The sequence below is a fragment of the Algoriphagus sp. NBT04N3 genome (assembly GCF_019443765.1).
Classification (GTDB): domain Bacteria; phylum Bacteroidota; class Bacteroidia; order Cytophagales; family Cyclobacteriaceae; genus Algoriphagus; species Algoriphagus ornithinivorans.
Genome location: NZ_CP048415.1, coordinates 2,311,056 through 2,332,479 on the forward strand (window position 1 = coordinate 2,311,056; position 21,424 = coordinate 2,332,479).

A 21,424-nucleotide genomic window follows, 5' to 3' on the forward strand; every position below is an offset into this window, starting at 1 on the left:
GCTAGCCTAGCCGTGGCGAAAGTTCACCCCATTCTTTTTCAATTTATTCAATATCTGAGTCACTTAATAATCGTAAAGATATTAGCTCTGATTTTCTCAAATAATTCTACTTTGCAAACCTAAAGGCCGTGGCTGGGTCATCGGTCTTCCAACCAGTCAAGCAAAGAAAATAAGGCACCTGGCATGATTGCGGATAATCAGATTTTTATTTCCCAATATTAAACACAAAAGCTCTGTATTTGAGTAATGCTACGAAAATTGCCCCACCAAATGCATTCCCTAAAAGTGCTGTGGATTGAAAAGAAAGGTAGTCTATCAGGTGAACTTTATCCGAACTGATCATTCCTGTAAATACCTCAATATTTCCAATAATACTATGGTGTAAGCTCGCAAAAGACAAGACAGAGGTAATCAGAAAGATAATCACAATCTGACTGATGGTGTCCCTTACCGATGCGAGTAACCAGGATAACAAACCCATCAACCAACCTGCAACCATGGCACTAACCAATATTACATGGATTTTTGCTTTGAGAACGTGGAGAGCGATGGTTTCGATAACATGTAAATCGAAAATTTCCAATCTAGGACCTAGCCAAACCAGTAATAGGCCAATAAAATAGCCTCCAACCAAGTTTCCACTAATCACCAGTCCCCATAATTTGAGCATAGAAAGAGGAGTCCTTTTCTTATTTAAAACCGGAAGAGTTAGTAGGGCCGTTTGCTCGGTAAACAGGATAGACTGACCTAACACCACCAAAATAAATCCCATGGGATAGACAAAAGCGATCATTTTAAAAATGGTATCCTCTGCCATTTTCCCTTCCAAAAAGTAAAAAAGCGTAGCGAGCAGTAAGTAGCTGAACCCAATCTCCATTCCTGCGGTCAAAGAGCTGAGAAGAATACTACTGGAGTTTTTGTCGTAGGTCTTTAGTGCATCAGTAATCTGGTCGCGGAGAACCTCCCCATGAGTCTTAGTCCCGTCTTTTTTTTCTTCAGCAGAGTTATGGATTTCCTTGTCAATTTCTTCTTGACGCTCCTTTTCCTGCTGTTCAGGACTTTTCTCCTTTTTCCAGATCATAAAGAATTATTTATCCCAGATTCAAGTAATAATTGCAACACTAATAGTTTAAGGAAGGAAGCCTAGGCTTCCTTCCTTAGGCTGAATAATTAAATTAGTGTTGACATGCAAAAATTCAATCAGCTCAGCCTAGAGCAAAGATATCAAATCGAGGTTTTAAACAAAGAGGGATTCAGTCAAACTGCAATAGCCTGTCGGGTCGGCGTACACAAAAGTACCATCAGTAGGGAACTGAAAAGAAACACTGGGAAACGGGGACGTAGTGCAGGAAATTACTCAGCACGCATAGCAATGAACCGGGCTCAAGAACGCCATAAATACAAACCCAAACACAGACGGTTTACCGAGGTAATGAAGGAGCAGAGCAGAATCTGGCTGGAAGATGAAAAACTGAGTCCGGAACTGATTGCCGCCAGGTGGAGAGTCAATGGCCAACCGGGAGTGTCCCATGAGACCCTCTACCAATGGATCTGGCTGGCAAAAAAAAGTAACCATTGGCAGTTCAGGAAGGATAGAGGATTATACAAACATCTCAGACACGGTAAAAGAAAACGTAAAAGAGGTAATTACAGGGATTCCAGAGGACTGATCAAAGAAAGAGTTTCCATTGAAAAAAGGCCTCCCGTAGTGGAGCAGAGGCAGCGGATCGGTGATATTGAAGTGGATCTGATGATGGGTAAAAACCATCAATCGGCACTTCTGGTACTGGTAGACCGGGCTACTTTAATCACCACGTTGGAAAAGTTAGAGGGTAAGAACGCCGATGTCATTGAACAGAAAATAACCAGAAGAATCGAACGGATTGGCGCCTCATTTTTTAAATCAATCACGTTCGATAATGACAAAGCCTTCGCAAACCACCATCGAATCAGGGATAAATTCAACCTGCCAACCTTTTTTACAAGGCCCTATACGTCTCAGGATAAAGGAACGGTGGAAAACAGAATTGGATTGATCAGGGCTTTTTTACCCAAAGGAACAGACCTGAATCAGTACTCGGTGGAACAAATTCAATCCATAGAATTAAAAATCAATAACAGACCCGTTAGAAAGTTTGATTACCTTAGTCCATTACAAAAACTCAAACAAAAATTAGGTGTTGCATTTATGAATTGAACACGGCTATTTAATAAAGATGAATTTCAAGCTAAAAGTTTAATAGCTTCTACATGCCTTGACCACGAACTTTTCAAAAGACCGATCATTGTTCAGGATTTCAAAAAAATCTCTCAGAAATCTGTCAATTTCTTTTTTGTCTCCTGTACTTAACCAATCACTATATCGATTAACTACAGAATAGATACTTTGTTCTTTGGCGATAAATTCTTTTCGAATCGTCTGGGTGATTGCCTCTTCTCTACAAAAACCACGATATAATCTATCTGTCACCTTTTCAATATCGACGAGATTACTCACCTGTGCATAGGGTGGATTGACAAGGCCAGTCATATCAAAATCATATGCCAAGGGAACCACTGTGCGTTCGTCCAATTGCATGACTTTTTGATTATGCTTATACAATCCTGAAAAGTCGGTGTTCCCAATCATCAATTGAAACAAATCATGCCTTAAGGCTGCAGAATCTTCCAATAGGGTACCAAGAATCTTTTTGTCATCCACAATTTTAGCATTGAAGCGGTCTGCCACATCATCATCATCTTCAATCAAGAAGCCTATTAGTTCCTGTTCGCCTTTTTTATCATCCTCATTTTCGAAATAGAGTCTGACCATTCGGGTGGAAAAAGTATACTCGCTAACTTCATCAAAAAGCTTGTAACATATCAATTCCTTGATCACATAGGAATCCGCATTGCTCGCCCGATTACAAGGCATGACAAGTTTTAGACTTTTATTGTTTTCAAATGGAGTTCCTTTTCGCTGCTTCTTTTTAACCTTCAAACGCATAGGTGGATAATAGCAGTTATTGAGCCTGAAATTCCCCCTAGTCCTCATTTCAACTTCCAATTCCTCCCATTCACCTGCTTCATTTTTATACCAAATCACTTGATCTACATAGGTAGAATCATTGGTGTTTTTCTTCATATCCTTGATGGAAAATTTCATCTTCAAGTCCAAGGTTTCCTGATTGGTAAATAAGTCTCCCTGAGCTAAAAGTGGGACTGAAAAAAAGAAAAATAAACAAAGCTGAATGAGTGCAAATCTGAGTTTCATAAGTCATTGATTAGGTAAAAATATTCAAGATTCAGCCCATTGAGTCAGGCATTAAAAAATCCTGAAATAGTACAATCAAGCTAACAAAAAAGGCCAGATATTCAAAGGATTAAGAATTAGGAATTATTCCTGGCCTCCCAAATTCTCATAAAAAGCATATGTCCCATACGACGGGCATGCTCTTTAGCATAATCAGCCACTTCCCCCTCAAAATATCGATTGATGGTTGCAAACCACAGTTCTAGCCAATGTCCAAAATGCGACTGCTCAATTTGATGATTGACCTGAGCATCTACATCTCTATGCACCTTTGTAGGATTAAATTTCCCCCTTCCCGGCCCTGTTTGGAGTAAGATCATTTCCCAAAAGTCACTCAAATGCACCAAGTGATGCTCCCAATCCTTAACCACATGATTGAAAACCGGTCCCAAAACTTCATGCTTTCGAACCTGATCATAAAAGCGGCGAACTAAAAAATCGACTTCCTTTCTACTTGATATCAGAGCCCTATCCATCAGTTTTCTTTGAGAATTGGCTTTAAAACTTCTAGCTGACCATCTATAGAATCAGGACTAGGTAAGCCTAATATTTCACAGATAATCGGATAAATATGAATGTTTTCAAAGGGCTCAATTACAAGTCCTTCTTTGAAAGCAGGACCATTCGCATAAAATATCCCCTGCATTTCCTGATAATCAGGACTAAATCCATGCTCTCCGAAGACTTCAGTTTTGGACATGGCAGCACGATTTTGATATCGGAACATCCCGCGATCATCTGTTAGATAATATCCCAAATCAGGTATAATCAAAAGATCTCCCATCAAATCCTCATGCAGACTTAAATCCTGATAGTACTCACGATCGGCTATATCAATGACATGAATATGCTTACCTCTGGATTCTATCAAGGCTTTAATCTCAGCCTTTTCATCTGGATTTTTTAGGTGCATATGCAACAAAGCCCCCGAGTTTACAATTCGTGCTTCTACCCCATCCACCAAGGGTTCATAATTAATCAAATTTTCCCTAGGCACCTCCACCATTCCATGGTCAGATACCAAAATTACATTGATGGGAAGACCCAAACTTTTCAAACCTTCAAACAAAGCTCCTAACTCCCTATCCAAACGTGTGAGTGTCTGCTTCAGTGCTGCATCATTAGATGGACCAAATGCATGCCCCGTATCATCCATATCAGAAAAATAAAGCGTAATCAGCCGAGGTCTTTCATTTTCGGGAAGTTGTAGCCATTCAAAAACTTTTGAGATTCTAGTCAGGTTAGGGACCTTACCATCGTAATCATAATAATAACTAGGCCTAACTCCTTGGATGGCCGCCTCACTTCCTACAAAAAAGTAACTCGCAGCTGTCAGCCCATTTTGCTCAGCTAGAACCCAGAGCGGAGTTCCCCCATACCAATAGCCGTCAGTCACCACCTCCCGGTTGGAAATGGAGTATTGCTTATCCTTTTTGGGATCATAAAAGCTATTATCAACCAAGCCATGATGTTCAGGCTTTAAACCAGTAGCAATGGTATAATGATTGGGAAATGTCTTGCTGGGAAAAGAAGGGATCAGACCCTGCGCTGCTGTTCCATTTGCTATGAAATTACTTAGGTTTTCTGGCTTAAATCGATTAACATAATCGTATCGAAACCCATCCAGAGAAATCAAAATCACATATTGATCTTCTTTATCCTGGGAAAAAGCTTTCAAAATAGTTGAAAGACCGATGACAAAACCTAAGAGTAATAGCCTCATAAACTTATTTTTTGTCAAAAATATGGTCTGAATAAGTTTTTACCTATCTATTCCTTAACTTATTTCCCAGCTAAGAAACTCCTATGAGAACCATTTATATTATACCCTTCCTATTGTTGTTTGCATGCGATTCGCCAAAAACTGACCCTGTGGACCAGGCACCGGATGAGAATGTCACGAAACTCAGTGATGAAGAACTATTGGACACAATTCAATATTACACTTTTCAATATTTCTGGGATGGGGCTGAACCTAACTCTGGAATGGCACCTGAAAGAATTCACATGGATGGCGTTTATCCGGCCAATGATTCCCATGTGATCACTACTGGAGGAACAGGCATGGGTTTAATAGGAATTCTTGGAGCAATTGAAAGAGGTTGGATCAGCAGAGTTCAGGCTGCAGGGAGATTTGAGAAAATCTTAAACTTTCTGGAAAAAGCAGACCGTTACCACGGAGTTTGGCCACATTGGTTGGATGGAAAAACCGGAAAAACTGTTCCTTTCTCTCCAAAGGATGATGGAGCCGATTTGGTAGAATCCGCTTTTTTGATGCAGGGCCTGTTGGCTGTGCGGGAATACTATAAAGATGGTAATGAATTAGAAAGAAATATTGCTGAAAGAATAGATCAACTCTGGAGGGAAATGGATTGGAGCTGGTTTACAAGAGGAGGACAGAATGTTTTATACTGGCACTGGTCTCCTAATTTTGGATGGGATATGAATTTTGCCTTGGAGGGCTACAATGAGGTATTAATCACTTACATCCTAGCAGCCTCCTCTCCTACACATAGCATTAGCTCAGAGGTTTACCATCAGGGATGGGCCAGATCAGGAGATATTAAAGCTCCTTCCGCCGGAGGATACGGTTTCCCGCTTCAGCTTCGCCATAATGGAGCGGAAGAGTTGGGAGGACCGCTATTTTGGGCACATTACTCCTATTTGGGCTTACATCCTTTTGGGCTAAAAGATGCTTATGCAGATTATGGGCAGGAAAACACCAACCAAACACTGATTAATCGAGCATGGTGTATTGCAAACCCAAATAAATTTTCCGGGTATGGAGAAAATCTTTGGGGACTTACCGCTTCTTATTCTATCAACTTTTACGATGCACATCGGCCTGGAAATGACACAGGAGTCATTTCTCCGACTGCAGCTGTTTCTTCCATAGTATATACTCCGGAAGAGTCCATGAAAGTGATTAGAAATTTATATGAAAATTACGGAGACCAAGTACTTGGGCCTTATGGATTTTACGATGCCATGAGTCCTCATCATAACTTTTTCCCACAGCGCTACTTGGCTATAGATCAAGGTCCAATGGTGACCATGATAGAAAATTACCGTACTGGATTAGGTTGGAAACTATTTATGAATGCTCCTGAGATTCAGGCTGGATTGAATAAACTGGGATTTGAGTACCAGGTTCCTCAATAAAAAATATGCGTATCAACTTCTCTTGCAGTAAGAGTTTGAAGGCTTAGATTTTATAAAAAACATTTTAAGAAAGCTCCTCAAGCTCCCTTAGAATGTCCTGTATATCGCCCATTATTAGATTTATATCTTCTATATAGGTAGCATGTCTATTTTTATAATCTTTCAAAAACACTTCCCCAATTAAAATTCTTTTATCAGTGTATTCTTCTAAAAGTTCTAGCTTCTTTTCCATATCCCAATTCAAATAGACGTCTGATTCTTTTATTTCCTGAATCAATTCTTTGTTTTCATACCAAATTGGCAAATAATCTTTTTGAAAATAAGAGGCCAGTTCTGAGTCTGAAAGATTAAAGAAATGTTCATTAAAATCTGATGTTTTAGCTTCATTAAGGGCAAACTCGCTCTTGAATTCTTCAAACTCTTCAGGCTCACTTAAAAGTCTCATTGGAATGGCAAATGATAAAAAAACTGAACTGGAAATCAGTAAAACCAACAATCCGATTCCTACAGCCTTCAGGTTATTTTTGGATTTTATATGATTTATTTCTCTAAACTTTAATTCCTCACCAAATAGTTTTTTTGAAGTATGGTAGACAATCAGAGCAGTTATAAATGGAATTAGAAAGTTAGGAATCTGATTGACAAAATTTTTGGGAATGAAGATTATTGAGCAAAACAATAGGGTCTGAAAGATGAAAAATGATATAACAATCGTAAGTCCTTTTCTTTGTTTTTCCAAAACTTGGAGGTTCTTATAAATCACTATTCCTCCTGCTAAAGGCCCTCCTAAAAATGTGGCTAAGCAAATTCCTAAATATGAATACAGCTTGGGTATTTCTAACTCTTCGTTTTCCATTTTCTACTGAGAAAATATGAACATATTAAAAAATTAAGATTTAGTAATCATCTTGAGAATAAATCACTAAAAGAACAGAAGAATTTACGAGGAAAAGAAGACCCGTTAAACTATTCAGAAATCAATCCGCATCAAATAATCTGTCTGCATCTCATCTCCAAAAGGAAAGGGATGTGAATCAAAAATTCTCAATCCATTTTTTTCATAAAACCGGATCGCTCTGGCATTATGCTCCCAAACACCCAACCAAAGGTATTTTTTACCTTTTTCCTTGGCGAAATCGATCCCAAAATCCAATAGTTTCTTTCCTACTCCTTTCCCCAGATATTCTTCCAAAACATACAGGCGAGCTATTTCCAAACTCACTGGATCATGGATATCAGTTTGGGCAGGTACTTCATTTATCTTGGTATAGCCTATGATGGTATCCTCTAATTTGCCAACATAAAAATGAGAGGCAGCTTCTTGAAATTCTTTGGCAATTTGGGAATACGCAAATGCTTCATCTAAGTATGCACTTACATTCTCAGGTTTATTCCCTTCTGTGAAAGCCTGTAAAAACGCCTCCCGAGCCACATTCACCAGCTTAGGCAACTCCTTCTTCTTTAGGGGAGTGATAGTGAGATCGATCTTATCGGTTGGCACGCTGAAGTTTTTTAAGTGCAACTTGAATTTGGTTGAGAGGGTATCCCCCTAAGATTCCTCGAAACTCTCCCGATGGATGTATCACTACAAAACTTCCGCAAGGATAGGGATATCGAAAAAATGTTTGGGAAAATACTCCATCCGGATCAGGTTTCCAGGTAACTACATCCTGAAACCTTTCCAAACCAGAAGGATTGGAATAAAGATAAATCGGTGGAGCTGCAGTAGCTTTTTCCGCCCATTTAATTAAAGTTTTGTGCTCCTTCTCAAAGGATTTGGTCCGATCTCCCGAACCAGTGGAATTACATTCATCTTGGCCTGGATAAAAAATCACAATCAGTGATTTATCTTGATTCAGCGCATCCAGATTTCCTGTTTTCTCAAAAAATGCTTGGGGATCCACCTTTCCAAACGGCATCCTATGAACCAATATTTTTCCTCCTTCTCCATCAGGAATACCAAAATAGGGCCCTTCCAAAATTTGATTTTCAAAATACTCTCTGCTTACATCCCTTCCCATTTCATCTTTATAGCCTGTTTGGCCAAGAAGAGCGAGTGGTGATAGAAGAAGAAATAGTAGCAAAATTGCTTTCATTCTGGAAAAATAAGGGCTTCTACTCAGTCTAAAAAGATCGAAGTAAAATTTCAAATAGCTTTTCAGATAGACTCACCAAAAGTCAAGAGGTTATTATCCGGATCGAGCAAAGCAAATTCCTTTTGACCCCAAGGCTTGAGTTGTAGCGGTCCATTGGGATGAATAGCTACTCTTTTCTCAATTAAGGTTTGATAGTATTTTTCGATACCCGTGACACGGATATAAACCTGTCCATAGTTCTCTTTAGGGTCCAAATCCTTAAACCTAAAAAAATGAATCTCAATATGATCTTTTTTTAACATGAGGTAATCCTCATAGTCTGCCTTCCCCAGCACCTCAAAACCTAATTGATCACAATAATATTTTTGAGTTAGGGTCTTGTCCCTCATGGGAAGCTTGGGGTGTATGGCTGTGAGCATAGAATTTAATTTTATTAAGTAGTGACTAAATCAACAACAAGAATTGCCTTTTTGAATCGGTGGACATTTCCCTGTTCCATAGCTGCAAAAAACGCAACAGTCACCTGGAAGAGGTTTGAGTATAGTTTTACATTGCTCACATTCATAAAAGAAAACACAGGCATCTTCAGGCATATGCTCTCTTTTTTGAAATCCACAATTTGGGCAAGTGATGGTTGAATCTAGTTGAACAAGCATGAATATAAATTACCAATAATCTAATATCTCCCATTTAGGTCTTCCAAATTATTTTTGATTTTATGTCAGGGGAAAAAAGAATTAAAGTTTATTGAAAAGAACTAACATATAATGACCTTGCTTTTCCGTCAATTTTCAATCCTTTTTGGACACAAAATGCTTTTAATTCATCCAAATCAATTTCAATTCGATTGGGCAAAAAACCGGAGGACTTCAATTGTTTTTCGACCTTCAAAAAGTCTTGGTACCACTCTTCCCAAGTATCATGCATTTTTTCAGGATCATCAATCATCTCTATCAATTTGCTCCAGTCTGATTTTCTGTAATATGCTAGGTTCAAACTCATATTTCAAATCAATTTTGATATAAGTAAAGATAAGAAAACTGACTTTTTCAATTTCAACTTATTTAATATGGATTTCCGCTTTCTTACCAAGAACTACTAATTAAGACTATTTGTCAACTAGTATGATTGCGGATAATCAGATTATTTATAAAAATGCATTTATGACCAACTTATTAGTAATGATACAGTAAATAAATAATTGAACTGAAATTTATTCTTTGTCAACCTTTCCCTTATTAATCAAATAAGTCCTTAGCTAGGTTCAGCCAAGTAATAAAAGACCTATCCTACAAGTAAGTACAAAAATTCACTAAACTTTTTTTTGAATTTTTTGAATTTGGTCTCCCAAAGCCCAATTATCCGACAGCAAACGACTGCTATCGGATACTATCGACTGCCTCCCGACTAATTTCTCAACGGCCCTACACCTTTGACTCATCAATTTGCCTCTGGCGAAAAATTATTTCACACTAAAACTATAACTATTATGAACGCACTAAGAAACAGAGTTCAACTCATCAGAAGAATGGCAGACAAAATTGAAGTAAAGACTTTGGAGTCCGGCAAGAAGCTGGGAAAAGTTCGATTGGCAACCAATGAAACCTATAGAAATCAACAGGGAGAAAAGGTCGAAGAGACTACCTGGCACAATTTAGTCATCTGGGGAAAACAGGTGGAAATCGTGGAAAAATATACTGATAAAGGTTCAGAGATCGGCATTGAAGGAAAACTCAGTAGCAGGAATTATACAGACAAAGAAGGAGTAAAGCGATATATCACAGAGGTGGTGGTCAGTGAAGTGATGTTAATGGGTTCTAAATCCTAATTTTAGACCCGAAATATGCAGTAGACTTCTTATTACGAGTCCAAACCGCTTCAAAATCAATCGCTTTGCTGTATTTAGCTCAATCACCGTAGCGGTGCTATGCTTCATTCGCTAAATACTTGATTTTATTGCGGTTTGATCTCTCACTACAGATTCTAATGCATAATCCGGGTTAAATCGCGAAAATCAGACGTAGCTATTTTTAAGGCTACGTCTGATAAGTAGCAAATTTCAAAAACTCCAGTTTTACAGTGGCTCGGAATAATTTTTATTCAGGGTAATGCAGCTTCTACGGCTGTACTCACTTCAAAGGTGAAGCTGCTTTTTGATCTGGATAATCCATACCCAACAAATCAAAAATTGTCCTAGCTATTTGGGCGTTGTACCATTGTCCCTTTTCTGCAATTTCACCTCGAGGATTTACCCCTGCTCCCAATAGAGCAATCCAAGTTTCGCTGGATTCTGGAATGGAAGAACCATGCCCCAACCAGGTATCCTTTCTAACTCCTCTTCCATGATCAGTAGTGATAATAAGGGAGGTGTTATCACGGTATTCAGGATCACTTTGAACCCATTCCCAAATTTCTTTGATGTAAGCATCTGTCTGCATTGCGGCCCAAAGATATCTATCGTAATGGTTCTCATGCGCCCAATCGTCCGTTTCACCATAGGCTATATACAATGCTCTTGGTCTTTGGTTTTTCAAAGCCTCCATAGCAAAATGATGGGTAAAGGCATCCAATCTAACTTCTGTCCAAGGTCCTATAATCTCTTTCTGTAATTTATTTAGCAACTCTTCTTTATCAGACAAATTCTCTCCTTCAGCCTGATTAAAACCTGCATTCACTGGAATCCCGCTTCTTTCCTCATGGATGATATAAGGAAAAACATCCCAAGAGCCAAATGCCAATACCCTTCCTTGAAAAGCCTCCATTTGATTCAGGTATTCCAAGAAGGTCGTGTTGGGGTTGTTAATTTTATCATTCGAGGAAATTCGCTCATCATCAGCAAAGCCGGTCAAAATTTCATTATAACCAGGATATGAGAACCAATGGGTATTTTTTGTATTGACTAAACTCCCCAACTGACGATTCCCATAAAGCTGTCCTTGTGAAGCAATAGTACTCCAGAAAAATGGTAGCAAAACCTCCCTTCGTTTGGTAGGATCAGAATCCCAAAATTCCTCATACAAACTTTGAGGATATTTGACCATTTCGGCATCTCTGAGAAATAAAGAATCAGCTCCCGAAAAAACTTCCTGCCACCTTAAGCCATCCAAGGTAATCAATATGATGTTTTTGGTTTCTTGAGCCTGAACCAAGCCCGATAAAACCAATAGGATGGTTGTAAAAAGCAACTTACTATTCATAGCAATTGAAGGAATTTTTTCTTAAAAATTCATTTCAAATTTTTCACTCAAACCTAGGCAACTCCCCTAGAAATTATACCTAGCCATAATTTCTAGCTAATTTTTCTAATTAATCTAATTTCTAGTCTCTCGCTTCTCGCATCTAGTCTCTAACTTCTAATCTCTATCCACAACCACCCCAACCATACTATCTGCTGTACCATAATACAGGTACCAAGCTCCTTGAAAATAAACTAAGCCTTCCAAAAAGGTAGTACCTTCTGGATATTGCCCAGACTTCTCGAATGGTAGTTCGGGCTGGATAAATGGATCATCAGTTCTATCTACTAATTTCCAAGGTTCATTCGAATCAAAAAGCGCCTGACCACCTGTATAAACCCGGTTTCCGAGTTCCTGAATACCAACAACATTCGAGTTCCCGGCATTATAAAGAACCACAATTCCATCTTTAGTCAAAACAGGTGGTGGTCCTGCTTCCACCAACCAAGAATCAAAATATCCAGGTCTTGGGCTTAGAACTGGAACCCTGTTTCCTTCATGATTTTCCACCGGTGTCCAGTTAATCAAATCTTCAGAACTTGCTAACCAAATATGCGGAACACCATAATACATCCAGTATTTTCCGTTGATTTTAGCAGCCACCAATTTCCCGTCTACCAATTTGGTTACTATGGCTCCGGATTTTGACTCAATATTGTGGTACTTGCCTTCCTTCCAATTGATGAAAATGGGACCCTTTTTCTCCCAGTTATACAAATCCTTTGAGATAGCCACAGCAAGTCTTGGCACATCCCTATTCCATTGCGTATAGGTTAGAACATACAAGCCGTCCTCAGTCTCCACAATTCTAGGATCCTCTGTACCTCCTGGCCATTCAAACTCTTTTTGATTATCATTATCGGGGAAAAATATGGGACTTGATTTTCTTTCAAAATTGATTCCATCAGAAGAAATAGCCATCCCTATTCTGGAAGTATGTCCTCCTATCTCTTTTTCTCCCAACTTTTCTTCTGCGCGATATAACACGTTAATTTTTCCTTCCCTGACAATTGCTGCAGGATTAAAAGTGGCCATGGATTCCCAGTAAACTTTCCTACCCGTCATAGGGTCTTCAAAAGTAGATTCATTCTTAGGACTGATTATAGGCTTTCCAGATTCCGGCCTTAAGAAAGGACCCAACATCCAGTTTTTATCCTGAGAAAAGCCTGACTCAGGAATAGCTGCTATAAGGAAAATTAGAATTAGAAGATTTTTCATACTTCAATTTTAACCATTATTTGATTAAATAAAGTAGGAATATCTTTCTACTTTCCCCCAGGAATCTAAATGAATATTACATGAGATATGCATGAAACAAAATAAATTATGGTTCAGCAAAAAACTATAAAAAAGGCTATGCTTAATAAATTCTAAGCATAGCCCTCTCCGCATCGAAATCCTCGATAAATCACATTCTATCAGGGGATATTGGCTGCGGAACTACATTATCCACAGGCTGAATACTTTGTAAATATTCAAACATTGCCTTGATGTCCTCATCCTCCATGGCAACATAATTTTCCCAAGGCATGGGAGGCAAAAGCATGCGATTGGATCGTAGACCTTTGGATTTTCCTTCCTTTAGTGCAACGGTGAATTGTTCCAAAGTCCAATTTCCAAGGCCAGTTTCATGAGGAGTCAGGTTAGCAGCAAAAGAAATCCCCCAAGGGCCGGCAGCCCCTGTCAAGTCTGGATAAAACATTCCAAACCCTTCCTTAACTAAAGGATTGTCAAATTTGATGATAGGCCTGTCGGAAGGATACCCCGAAAGCGCAAGTTCTGGAATAACTTCAGGCCCCCTTTCGCCCATTCTTTTGGGAGAATGACAATCATTACAACCCATAATTCCTATCAGATATTTACCTCTTGCCACGAGTTCTTCGTGAGTAGGCTCCCCAATATTTGAAGAATTACTTAATTCTGCACCCTTTTCCTGGGATTGGCAAGAAAAATAGAAAAAGCTTACAATGACGAGTCCAGCCTTCGAAAATAATCTGTTCTTAAAAGACATAATTTTACTTTTTATTTGAATACACTCTAAGCTAAGTGATTCCCGAAAAGCCCTGAAAACTTTGAAATAAAGTGTGGTAAATAAGGTTTTAAGTGTTGAAAAAAATAAAAAAACCGGAAATCTCTCTGACCCCGGTTGAACTTGCTTACTGCTGAAATATCAAGCCATTTCTAAATCCTTAACCTTTTTCTTTAATTTATTTTTGCTCCCTTTCTTCCTCCTTTTATTCCACCAAATCAAGGTTCCGGTAACTGGCAAAGAAGTAGCTATCAAACATGCCACAAACCATAAAAACTTGGTAAAAGGCCCAAAGATATCTCCCATGTGCAGGCTTTTTACGGATCTACCGATTTGCTGCCTTACTGACATATCAGAAAAAAGTTTTTGATCTATTAATGCCAAATCAGATTGATCCAAAGAAAGCTGATCCGAACCTGCTCTTGCAAAAAATCCTGTTCTATACTTGGCTACCTCAATCGGTTCGGAATCATCAGAAGGTAGAGAAATCCTGGTATTGCCCGAATAAGGCAATATTTCCTCAGAACTAGCCAAAACTGCATCCAAAGAGAACTCTTTGGCTGGTCCAGGAACAATAATCTCTTCTGGTTCAGATTTTTCTTCCTGCGGTGCCTGATAAGTATCCCAGGTTTTCTGCCAGCCTTCCCTATACCATTGAAATGACCAGAAAAGACCGGTTGCGGACATGATAAACAATGCTATCAGTGAATAAAAAGCTAAGGTATTATGTAGGTCGTGATTAATTCGCTTCCAGTTTCCAGACCATTTCACTTTCAATCCTTGCTTCCAGCCTTTCACTTTTTGTGGAACCCAAATGAAAATTCCGGTAATAACTCCCAGCAAAAATAAAGAAGTGGCGATCCCATTTATAAATCTTCCTAAATCCCGATTTCCCATACTTTCCAAAATCTGCTCCTCCACTCTATCAATCATCAGCCAGCGGTGTAGAGAAAACATATAACTCATGAATTCCTCTGCAGAAGTTCGCTCGGAATTATCTGCTAAAATTTCAGCAGTATATGGATTTACATAATAGGTAGTACCTCTACCCTCTTCTCCTGCTTTCAAAAATCCAATTTGAACGGACTTCTCAGGATCTTCAGATACAAAGACGGAAGTGACTTTTCCTTCCAACTTACTTTCCATCTGAGATTTCAGCACATCCAAGGACATTGATTCTTCTCCTTTTTCTACAAAATATCTATCAGAATCAGCCCATTCTTTAATTTCTGTATTGTAAACATAGATTGTTCCACTCAGACATACTGCAACGACTATTAAGCCGGATATTAGTCCTGCATAGAGGTGAATTTGATTAAATACTGAGCGAACTTTCTTCCAAAGAGTAGATTTCTGAGCCATGGACATCTTTCTTATTTAGATTTGGTCAAAATTAAAAGAAGAATCTTTATTATTAAGACTAATTCTAAAAAATAATTTGAATCGACTGATTTGTTATTTAAACGAGGGGATTAAATGGGCAAAAAGCATAGAAAGTTTTTATCTTCCCGATCAAATATGAATCTCATGCGTAGCCTCTCAACCTTTCTTTGTTCTATCATCATCATTCTAATAATTTCCTGTGCAGAAAAAACTCCTGATCCAAGACTTGAGCAACCGGAGGAATTCAAGCAGGTATTGGATGCTCATGGAGATTGGAATAAATGGGTAGACTCCAAGGCTTTTTCCTATACCATGATTCATGAAACTAATCTGACCCAAGAAAATCACTTTTTTAATTTAGACAGTAGAAAAGGAAGAATTGACGCTCAGAATTTTCAGGTTGGGTTTGATGGAGAAAAAGTTTGGATCAGTCCAAACAGACAAGCTTTTGCCGGTAATTCCGTACGGTTTTATCATAATCTTTATTTCTACTTTTTTTCCATTCCCTACATTTTCACTGACCCAGGAGTTAATGTAAAAAAGGTTGACAATAAAACTTTGAATGGGGAAGAGTTTGAGACCTTTGAGGTTTCCTTTGATGAAGGAAAAGGAGATAGTCCAGAAGATCAATATGTCATGCTAGTTGATCCCGAAACCAAAAGACTTCATTGGTTGCTTTATACCGTGACTTTTTTCGATCAATCCAACAGTCAGTTTAATGCCTTGAAATATGAAGATTATCGGGATGCAGGAGGGCTGGTATTTCCTAGAATTATGACAGGTTATACTTTGGAAGGAGATTCTACAGGAAGGATCCGATATCAGGTAAGCTTTTCTGATGTAGTCCTTAGCGAAGACCCCTTGAATGAGGATATTTTTGAAATGCCTGAAAAACAGGCAGTAGTGGCCAACTAATCAGGCACGAATTAGCTTGAGTTCAACGTGAGTGTGTAGCTCGGATTTACCCGAACCTAAAAATGCTCCCTGAATTGGCATAGTTGCATCAGGGTCAGCATGCACAGCCAGTGGTATATAATTATGGTCTGTAAAAAGCCCCAAACTTGGGTCCATTCCTACCCAGCCAGAACCTGGAAGATAGACTTCCAGCCAAGCATGTAACTCATGGCCTTCATCCAGTTCAGGGTTGAAAGCATATCCACTGACAAAACGGGTAGCGAGTCCCAGAGATCTCAGCATATCCATCTGCATCAAGGATAAATCTCTACAGGATCCCTTTTTGGAGGAATAAGTCAGGCTAGCAGCCCAAATATTCTGTTCGTGTCTAATGATATGCCCCCAATTTTGATGTACCTTTTCTGTCAGCCTGACTAAAAAATCGACTAAACCAGAGGACTTACTTTTAATAGGAATGATGAAATCCCGGTACTTAACAGGCTCAGGACGGTCCAGAAATGGAATTAAAAACTTCTCCACGTCCTGATAATTAAAATGGGGATACTCATGATTCCAACCAGAGTCCTCAAATCCTTTATCCAATATAAACCCAAAGGGATTAAAGGAATCCAGTCTAAAAATCCAGTCTGTTTCGATCTTGAGTGATTCAGTCTCTCCTACAAACCAAGCCTGTTGATACCAATTTCCTACTAAGTCCTGCCTGTAATTATGATCCACAGGTTTTGGATCAATCTTGATTTTTTGATGCTCAATCCGAAAGTAAGGACGATGCTGAGGAATCAGGAAAAGCTTGTGTACCCCCAAACCCACGGGATTGTTGTAATGATATTCGCTGAGGTGCCTGACTTGGATTAGCATATTATTCGTTCTCCTCTTGAACTAATTTCTGGAAATCAGAAATGGCAGTATTGAGAATCTCAGCGGGTAATTCGGCAATGGCATTTTTGAGTCTATTATTCCAAAATGCTGATATATGCTCTAGCTCTTTTTGTTCAAACCTCTTTTCCTTGATAAAATACTCGTCATTTTTCAAGACGACTGTATCAATGGGGAAGTCTACATCATTGGCAGAAATCCTTGTAGCGTCAAAAGCTAGAAAAGCACAGCGTAGTGCGTACTCCATTGAATCCTCGTAATGAAAAGAACGTTTCAAAACCGGATTTCCGAAGCCTGAATTTCCAATGATCACGAAGGGAGTTCCCCTTCGAATTTCAATCCAATTTCCTTGAGGGTATAATAGATAGAGTTTGGGTTCAGGATCATGCTCCAGCTGCCCTCCAATGATTGAAAATAAATTAAAACTCAATCCAGCCTCTTCTAAAAATTGCTTATCCTCTTTGGCAACTGTTTTCACTTGGTTACCAAACTCATTGACAGCATGGTACAATTTGGTAAAAGATTCGTCTTGCTGCTCGATGACCTCTGAGAAGTAGGTAATAGCCTTATCCCTTACAGATCGAAGACCACTTGTCATGATAAAAAAGGAGTGCTTTTCTCTGTTTACCGTAAATACTTTTTTGGAAGAGGTAGTCTCATTTCCAGAGGTGATTCTGGTGTCAGAAAGACCCACCAGTCCTTGTTTGGTCTTAATGCCGAGGCAAAATGTCATTATTGATCCTGATTTTGTGAGATAAAGTTATCCCGAAGTCGAAAGTACGTACTGTCGATCAGTTCTGATAGCTTATTCAATTTTATTTGCAGATTATCCAAGTATTCATGTAAACCGAAGTCTATGATTTCGGAAACTTCTGCAAACTCCAAATGAGACCTGAGCTCACCAATTGCCTTCTCGGCGGGGTTTTTAAATCCTCCATCCAGATTACCTGAAATATGATGTAAGCAGTACTCTGCCTCTTTCAAACAATAATATATAGACCTTGGAAAGTATTTATTCAATACCAAAAACTCCACAACGTTGGAAGGGTCAATATTTCCATAAGCTCTTCTATAAGTATTGAAACCCGTAACTGACTTCAACAAGGCCATCCAATGCAAAAAGTCTAAAGGAGAACCTATGTCCTGTCCGGAGGGTAGTAAAATATGGTACTTGACGTCCAAGATTCTGGAAGTCTTGTCTGCCCTTTCCAAAAACTGACCCAATTGCCTAAAATACCAGCCTTCAACCCTTGCTACACTGCTATCAGCAATTCCATAGATTAGCAGGATTTGATTCTTGATTTTTTCAAAGAATGGCCTGGGATCGGGTTTCTTCCAAACTTTTTTCTCACAACCTTCCTGCATCATCATATAAAGCTGATTGGTCTTTTCCCAAGTCTCTTTACTCAAATTTTCACGGATAATCCGTGCATTTTCCCTAGCTCTAGAAATGGCAGAAAACATGGAATTGGGATTATCCAAGTCAAATGCTAAAAAAAACAGGACCTGGTTTTTTTCGAATTCCTGGTACCGCGAAGTAAATAACTCCCAATCCCCAGTGGCAGCTACCAAAGGCTGCCATTGTTCTTTGAGATCTACAGGCAAATCCTGCATCAGGTTAAAGTTTACATCAATGAATCGGGCATAATTTTCTGCCCTTTCCAGGTATCTTCCCAGCCAATATATATGGTTTGCAACGCGGCTTAACATAGTTTTCGATTAATTGTATAAGACCCAAGTATCCTTACTTCCTCCTCCTTGAGAGCTATTGACTACCAGAGAGCCTTCCCTCAATGCCACTCTTGTCAGAGCTCCGGGAATTACCTCAATTTCACTACCATACAAAATGTAAGGGCGTAAATCCACATGTCTTGCTCCCAGTCCTTCTTCAGTGAGTGTTGGAACAGTAGATAGTGATAAAGTGGGCTGAGCTATATAATTAGTAGGATTATTTTTGATCAATTCACGGAATTTATTGTGTTCCTCCTTACTGGCTTTAGGCCCTATCAGCATCCCGTATCCTCCCGCCGCATTGGTTTCTTTTACTACCAATTCACCAATGTGCTCAAGAACATATTTCCGGTCCTTTTCCTCTCTACATAAATAGGTGGGAACATTATTGAGAATGGGATCTTCATCTAAGTAATATTTGATGATTTTGGGAACGTAAGCATACACCGCCTTATCATCTGCCACCCCTGTTCCCGGTGCATTTGCTAAAGCTATATTACCTGCCTTATAGGCTTCAAATAACCCGGGCACCCCTAACATAGAATCTGGTCTAAAAGCCAAAGGATCTAAGAACACATCATCAATCCTACGATACAGCACATCTATTTGCTGCAAACCTTGGGTGGTTTGCATAAATACCCTCTTATCCTGCACGATTAAATCTACCCCATTGACCAATTCCACCCCCATTTGCAGAGCCAGATAGGAATGCTCATAATAAGCAGAATTGTAAATACCAGGAGTCAATACGCCTACCACAGGTTTGGCCTTATTGCAGAGATTTTGAAGCATCCGAAGCAACTTAGCAGGATAATCAGAGACAGGCATCACTCCCTTTTTATTAAACAAATTAGGGTAAGCCCGTTTGATAATTTCCCTGCTTTCCAACATGTAAGATACCCCTGATGGACAGCGAAGATTATCCTCCAAAATATAATATTCCCCATCCTTATTTTTGATTAAATCTGTCCCCGTGATGTGGCACCAAATTCCTTTAGGAGGCGTCAAGCCAATACAAGGCTTGAGGTAATCCTTACTGCCTAATATTAATTCTTCCGGAATGATTTTATCCTTGAGTATTTTTCTATCATTGTAAATATCCTGAAGAAAAAGATTTAGAGCATATGTCCTTTGCTTAAGTCCTGCCTCCAAGTGTTTCCACTCCTGATTAGGGATAATTCGTGGGACAATATCCAAATGCAGAATCTTCTCCAATCCCTGATTGTCGTGATACACATTAAAGGTCATCCCCATTGCCCGCTGAGTTTGATTGGCAGAAAACTGCAGGTGATTCATCTTCCTGTTGGGAATTTTCTTCAGGCTTTGAAAAAACTCCTCATAATGAGGGCGTATTTCTCCTTGGGGTGTAAACATCTCATCATAATGCTCTCCAGCATTATATCCTTCTATTTTCATCTGTTTATAATTTGTTTTTTAGAAGTCAGATGGAATGCCCTACCCCGATTTATCGGGGCATCCCCCTCCCTATCCGCCGCGGCGGACGGGACAAGTTGTGTGAAATTTTTCCTCATGGGCATTTCAAAAATTTACGGAGTCCTCGGATAAGATAAATGAATTTTACATTAATTCAAAAATCATAGCGATGATTAAGACTTTTTCAATAGAACAGCTTAAAATTTCATTTATCTGAATAATATCAGAAAAAAACTGCTAATCCATAAAATAAAATTGTTTCCCCTTTTTAGATTAATTTCGCATATGGCGAAAGGTATACTTAAAGTAACGGACAAAAATTGGGTACAACAAGTGACAACTTGGAGACAAATTAAGGACGTTTTATTCATTGGAATAGGAGTAATTATGGCGAGTATTGGGCTAAAAGGATTTTTATTGCCCAATGGATTTTTTGACGGCGGTGCTATGGGGGTTTCCTTGCTATTGGAAATCCTGACACCTCTGGACCTCTCCTACCTCATTATTTTGGTCAATATTCCATTTATATATCTAGGCTACAAGCAACTCAACCTTCGATTTGCACTGAAAAGCACCCTAGCCATATTTGCCTTAGCACTGTTGGTCCATTATATACAATTACCCACGATTACTGCTGATAAGCTACTTATAGCTGTTTTTGGGGGTTTTTTCTTGGGAAGTGGAATTGGCTTTGCAATTCGAGGAGGAGCAGTCATTGACGGTACGGAAGTATTGGCCATTCAGGTATCAAGAAAATCCAGCTTAACTGTAGGTGATTTTATCACTGTTTTTAATGTGTGCTTGTTTTTGGTAGCAGCATTGATGGTCAACTTGGAAACGGCCATGTATTCAATGTTAACTTATTTTTCAGCTTCCCGAACAGTTGACTTCTTAATCAACGGAGTGGAAGAATACATTGGCGTGATGATCATATCAGAATACAATGAAAATATCAAAACCAAAATCACCTATGATCTAGGTAGAGGAGTGACTGCTTTCAAAGCAGATGGCGGATTCGGTGAAAAGGCGAAAAATCCTGACCGAAATGTATTATTCTGTGTGGTAACCCGACTGGAAGTCACCAGAGTCCTAACCGAAATCGACAAAATTGACCCCAAAGCATTTGTAATCCAATATCCGATCAAGGATACCAAGGGAGGGATGATTAAAAAAAGGCCACTGCATTGATTTTGAGAGACGAGAAGCGAGATGCTAGAAATCAAAAAAATATACCTAGTTGACAGAAGCGAGAAGTTAGATGTTAGAAATT

General features: G+C 39.1%; 23 protein-coding genes. 5 read left to right on the top strand and 18 right to left on the bottom strand.

Annotated elements, in window-relative coordinates; all coding sequences use genetic code 11:
* Positions 1–205: 205 nt before the first annotated feature.
* Complete coding sequence (locus tag GYM62_RS09935) at positions 206–1,081, bottom strand: formate/nitrite transporter family protein (protein ID WP_219959293.1); 876 nt, start codon at positions 1,079–1,081, stop codon at positions 206–208.
* Between the two features lie 105 nt (positions 1,082–1,186).
* Here GYM62_RS09935 and GYM62_RS09940 point away from each other — a divergent pair, with 105 nt between their 5' ends.
* Positions 1,187–2,197 (top strand): IS30 family transposase, encoded by a 1,011-nt coding sequence (locus GYM62_RS09940; protein ID WP_144602280.1) that lies wholly within the window; start codon positions 1,187–1,189, stop codon positions 2,195–2,197.
* A gap of 39 nt (positions 2,198–2,236) precedes the next feature.
* On the opposite strand, the gene GYM62_RS09945 is transcribed toward GYM62_RS09940, so the two are convergent.
* The 3 genes from GYM62_RS09945 to GYM62_RS09955 form a co-directional block, all read right to left on the bottom strand.
* Positions 2,237–3,253: a hypothetical protein gene (locus GYM62_RS09945; protein WP_219959294.1), complete on the bottom strand. Its 1,017-nt coding sequence runs from the start codon at positions 3,251–3,253 to the stop codon at positions 2,237–2,239.
* A 116-nt stretch (positions 3,254–3,369) separates the two neighbouring features.
* Complete coding sequence (locus GYM62_RS09950) at positions 3,370–3,768, bottom strand: group III truncated hemoglobin (protein WP_219959295.1); 399 nt, start codon at positions 3,766–3,768, stop codon at positions 3,370–3,372.
* Positions 3,768–5,015 (bottom strand): ectonucleotide pyrophosphatase/phosphodiesterase, encoded by a 1,248-nt coding sequence (locus tag GYM62_RS09955; RefSeq protein WP_219959296.1) that lies wholly within the window; start codon positions 5,013–5,015, stop codon positions 3,768–3,770. Before GYM62_RS09955 ends, GYM62_RS09950 begins: the two co-directional genes overlap by 1 nt.
* Positions 5,016–5,098: 83 nt before the next feature.
* On the opposite strand from GYM62_RS09955, the gene GYM62_RS09960 reads away from it, so the two are divergent.
* Positions 5,099–6,454 (top strand): glucoamylase family protein, encoded by a 1,356-nt coding sequence (locus GYM62_RS09960; protein ID WP_219959297.1) that lies wholly within the window; start codon positions 5,099–5,101, stop codon positions 6,452–6,454.
* A gap of 64 nt (positions 6,455–6,518) precedes the next feature.
* Here GYM62_RS09960 and GYM62_RS09965 read toward each other — a convergent pair whose 3' ends face one another.
* The 6 genes from GYM62_RS09965 to GYM62_RS09985 all read right to left on the bottom strand — a co-directional run bounded on the left by GYM62_RS09965 (position 6,519) and on the right by GYM62_RS09985 (position 9,552).
* On the bottom strand, positions 6,519–7,310 hold the full coding sequence (locus GYM62_RS09965) for a hypothetical protein (RefSeq protein ID WP_219959298.1): 792 nt from the start codon (positions 7,308–7,310) through the stop codon (positions 6,519–6,521).
* Positions 7,311–7,424: 114 nt separating this feature from the next.
* A complete protein-coding gene (locus GYM62_RS09970) occupies positions 7,425–7,955 on the bottom strand; it encodes a GNAT family N-acetyltransferase (protein WP_219959299.1) in 531 nt (176 codons plus the stop codon).
* Positions 7,942–8,550 carry a hypothetical protein gene (locus tag GYM62_RS09975; RefSeq protein ID WP_219959300.1) on the bottom strand — a complete coding sequence of 203 codons (609 nt, stop codon included), beginning with the start codon at positions 8,548–8,550 and terminating at the stop codon, positions 7,942–7,944. Before GYM62_RS09975 ends, GYM62_RS09970 begins: the two co-directional genes overlap by 14 nt.
* A gap of 62 nt (positions 8,551–8,612) precedes the next feature.
* On the bottom strand, positions 8,613–8,969 hold the full coding sequence (locus tag GYM62_RS09980) for a VOC family protein (RefSeq protein WP_144603783.1): 357 nt from the start codon (positions 8,967–8,969) through the stop codon (positions 8,613–8,615).
* Between the two features lie 30 nt (positions 8,970–8,999).
* Positions 9,000–9,206: a GDCCVxC domain-containing (seleno)protein gene (locus GYM62_RS21000; protein WP_144603784.1), complete on the bottom strand. Its 207-nt coding sequence runs from the start codon at positions 9,204–9,206 to the stop codon at positions 9,000–9,002.
* Between the two features lie 88 nt (positions 9,207–9,294).
* Entirely contained in the window at positions 9,295–9,552 is a 258-nt protein-coding gene (locus GYM62_RS09985) for a hypothetical protein (RefSeq protein WP_219959301.1), read from the bottom strand.
* Positions 9,553–10,039: 487 nt separating this feature from the next.
* Here GYM62_RS09985 and GYM62_RS09990 point away from each other — a divergent pair, with 487 nt between their 5' ends.
* Complete coding sequence (locus GYM62_RS09990; RefSeq protein WP_219959302.1) at positions 10,040–10,378, top strand: single-stranded DNA-binding protein; 339 nt, start codon at positions 10,040–10,042, stop codon at positions 10,376–10,378.
* A gap of 301 nt (positions 10,379–10,679) precedes the next feature.
* Here the strand turns inward: GYM62_RS09990 and GYM62_RS09995 are convergent, their stop codons facing one another.
* The 4 genes from GYM62_RS09995 to GYM62_RS10010 form a co-directional block, all read right to left on the bottom strand.
* Positions 10,680–11,747 carry a phosphoglyceromutase gene (locus GYM62_RS09995; protein ID WP_219959303.1) on the bottom strand — a complete coding sequence of 356 codons (1,068 nt, stop codon included), beginning with the start codon at positions 11,745–11,747 and terminating at the stop codon, positions 10,680–10,682.
* A gap of 156 nt (positions 11,748–11,903) precedes the next feature.
* Positions 11,904–13,004 (bottom strand): glycoside hydrolase family 130 protein, encoded by a 1,101-nt coding sequence (locus GYM62_RS10000; RefSeq protein WP_219959304.1) that lies wholly within the window; start codon positions 13,002–13,004, stop codon positions 11,904–11,906.
* A 190-nt stretch (positions 13,005–13,194) separates the two neighbouring features.
* A complete protein-coding gene (locus GYM62_RS10005) occupies positions 13,195–13,797 on the bottom strand; it encodes a c-type cytochrome (protein ID WP_219959305.1) in 603 nt (200 codons plus the stop codon).
* A 159-nt stretch (positions 13,798–13,956) separates the two neighbouring features.
* Entirely contained in the window at positions 13,957–15,177 is a 1,221-nt protein-coding gene (locus GYM62_RS10010) for a PepSY domain-containing protein (RefSeq protein WP_219959306.1), read from the bottom strand.
* Positions 15,178–15,342: 165 nt separating this feature from the next.
* Here GYM62_RS10010 and GYM62_RS10015 point away from each other — a divergent pair, with 165 nt between their 5' ends.
* Positions 15,343–16,113 carry a DUF6503 family protein gene (locus GYM62_RS10015; protein WP_219959307.1) on the top strand — a complete coding sequence of 257 codons (771 nt, stop codon included), beginning with the start codon at positions 15,343–15,345 and terminating at the stop codon, positions 16,111–16,113.
* Here GYM62_RS10015 and GYM62_RS10020 read toward each other — a convergent pair whose 3' ends face one another.
* The 4 genes from GYM62_RS10020 to GYM62_RS10035 are packed head-to-tail and all read right to left on the bottom strand — an operon-like array spanning position 16,114 to position 20,136.
* Positions 16,114–16,971, bottom strand: coding sequence for a transglutaminase family protein (locus GYM62_RS10020; protein WP_219959308.1), 858 nt, complete (start codon positions 16,969–16,971; stop codon positions 16,114–16,116).
* 1 nt (position 16,972) lies between these two features.
* Positions 16,973–17,722: a peptidase gene (locus GYM62_RS10025; protein WP_144605366.1), complete on the bottom strand. Its 750-nt coding sequence runs from the start codon at positions 17,720–17,722 to the stop codon at positions 16,973–16,975.
* Positions 17,722–18,699 carry an alpha-E domain-containing protein gene (locus GYM62_RS10030; protein ID WP_144605365.1) on the bottom strand — a complete coding sequence of 326 codons (978 nt, stop codon included), beginning with the start codon at positions 18,697–18,699 and terminating at the stop codon, positions 17,722–17,724. The genes GYM62_RS10025 and GYM62_RS10030 overlap by 1 nt, the downstream gene beginning before the upstream one ends.
* A gap of 9 nt (positions 18,700–18,708) precedes the next feature.
* A complete protein-coding gene (locus GYM62_RS10035) occupies positions 18,709–20,136 on the bottom strand; it encodes a circularly permuted type 2 ATP-grasp protein (RefSeq protein ID WP_219959309.1) in 1,428 nt (475 codons plus the stop codon).
* A gap of 303 nt (positions 20,137–20,439) precedes the next feature.
* On the opposite strand from GYM62_RS10035, the gene GYM62_RS10040 reads away from it, so the two are divergent.
* Positions 20,440–21,342, top strand: coding sequence for a YitT family protein (locus GYM62_RS10040; RefSeq protein ID WP_144605363.1), 903 nt, complete (start codon positions 20,440–20,442; stop codon positions 21,340–21,342).
* The last annotated feature ends 82 nt before the right edge of the window (positions 21,343–21,424 follow it).

What these genes read in the sequence shown, in the direction of transcription:
- GYM62_RS09935 (WP_219959293.1), bottom strand. Translation starts at nt 1,081, where the DNA reads ATGATCTGGAAAAAGGAGAAAAGTCCTGAACAGCAGGAAAAGGAGCGT.
- GYM62_RS09940 (WP_144602280.1), top strand. Translation starts at nt 1,187, where the DNA reads ATGCAAAAATTCAATCAGCTCAGCCTAGAGCAAAGATATCAAATCGAG.
- GYM62_RS09945 (WP_219959294.1), bottom strand. Translation starts at nt 3,253, where the DNA reads ATGAAACTCAGATTTGCACTCATTCAGCTTTGTTTATTTTTCTTTTTT.
- GYM62_RS09950 (WP_219959295.1), bottom strand. Translation starts at nt 3,768, where the DNA reads ATGGATAGGGCTCTGATATCAAGTAGAAAGGAAGTCGATTTTTTAGTT.
- GYM62_RS09955 (WP_219959296.1), bottom strand. Translation starts at nt 5,015, where the DNA reads ATGAGGCTATTACTCTTAGGTTTTGTCATCGGTCTTTCAACTATTTTG.
- GYM62_RS09960 (WP_219959297.1), top strand. Translation starts at nt 5,099, where the DNA reads ATGAGAACCATTTATATTATACCCTTCCTATTGTTGTTTGCATGCGAT.
- GYM62_RS09965 (WP_219959298.1), bottom strand. Translation starts at nt 7,310, where the DNA reads ATGGAAAACGAAGAGTTAGAAATACCCAAGCTGTATTCATATTTAGGA.
- GYM62_RS09975 (WP_219959300.1), bottom strand. Translation starts at nt 8,550, where the DNA reads ATGAAAGCAATTTTGCTACTATTTCTTCTTCTATCACCACTCGCTCTT.
- GYM62_RS09980 (WP_144603783.1), bottom strand. Translation starts at nt 8,969, where the DNA reads ATGCTCACAGCCATACACCCCAAGCTTCCCATGAGGGACAAGACCCTA.
- GYM62_RS21000 (WP_144603784.1), bottom strand. Translation starts at nt 9,206, where the DNA reads ATGCTTGTTCAACTAGATTCAACCATCACTTGCCCAAATTGTGGATTT.
- GYM62_RS09985 (WP_219959301.1), bottom strand. Translation starts at nt 9,552, where the DNA reads ATGAGTTTGAACCTAGCATATTACAGAAAATCAGACTGGAGCAAATTG.
- GYM62_RS09990 (WP_219959302.1), top strand. Translation starts at nt 10,040, where the DNA reads ATGAACGCACTAAGAAACAGAGTTCAACTCATCAGAAGAATGGCAGAC.
- GYM62_RS09995 (WP_219959303.1), bottom strand. Translation starts at nt 11,747, where the DNA reads ATGAATAGTAAGTTGCTTTTTACAACCATCCTATTGGTTTTATCGGGC.
- GYM62_RS10000 (WP_219959304.1), bottom strand. Translation starts at nt 13,004, where the DNA reads ATGAAAAATCTTCTAATTCTAATTTTCCTTATAGCAGCTATTCCTGAG.
- GYM62_RS10005 (WP_219959305.1), bottom strand. Translation starts at nt 13,797, where the DNA reads ATGTCTTTTAAGAACAGATTATTTTCGAAGGCTGGACTCGTCATTGTA.
- GYM62_RS10010 (WP_219959306.1), bottom strand. Translation starts at nt 15,177, where the DNA reads ATGGCTCAGAAATCTACTCTTTGGAAGAAAGTTCGCTCAGTATTTAAT.
- GYM62_RS10015 (WP_219959307.1), top strand. Translation starts at nt 15,343, where the DNA reads ATGCGTAGCCTCTCAACCTTTCTTTGTTCTATCATCATCATTCTAATA.
- GYM62_RS10020 (WP_219959308.1), bottom strand. Translation starts at nt 16,971, where the DNA reads ATGCTAATCCAAGTCAGGCACCTCAGCGAATATCATTACAACAATCCC.
- GYM62_RS10025 (WP_144605366.1), bottom strand. Translation starts at nt 17,722, where the DNA reads ATGACATTTTGCCTCGGCATTAAGACCAAACAAGGACTGGTGGGTCTT.
- GYM62_RS10030 (WP_144605365.1), bottom strand. Translation starts at nt 18,699, where the DNA reads ATGTTAAGCCGCGTTGCAAACCATATATATTGGCTGGGAAGATACCTG.
- GYM62_RS10035 (WP_219959309.1), bottom strand. Translation starts at nt 20,136, where the DNA reads ATGAAAATAGAAGGATATAATGCTGGAGAGCATTATGATGAGATGTTT.
- GYM62_RS10040 (WP_144605363.1), top strand. Translation starts at nt 20,440, where the DNA reads ATGGCGAAAGGTATACTTAAAGTAACGGACAAAAATTGGGTACAACAA.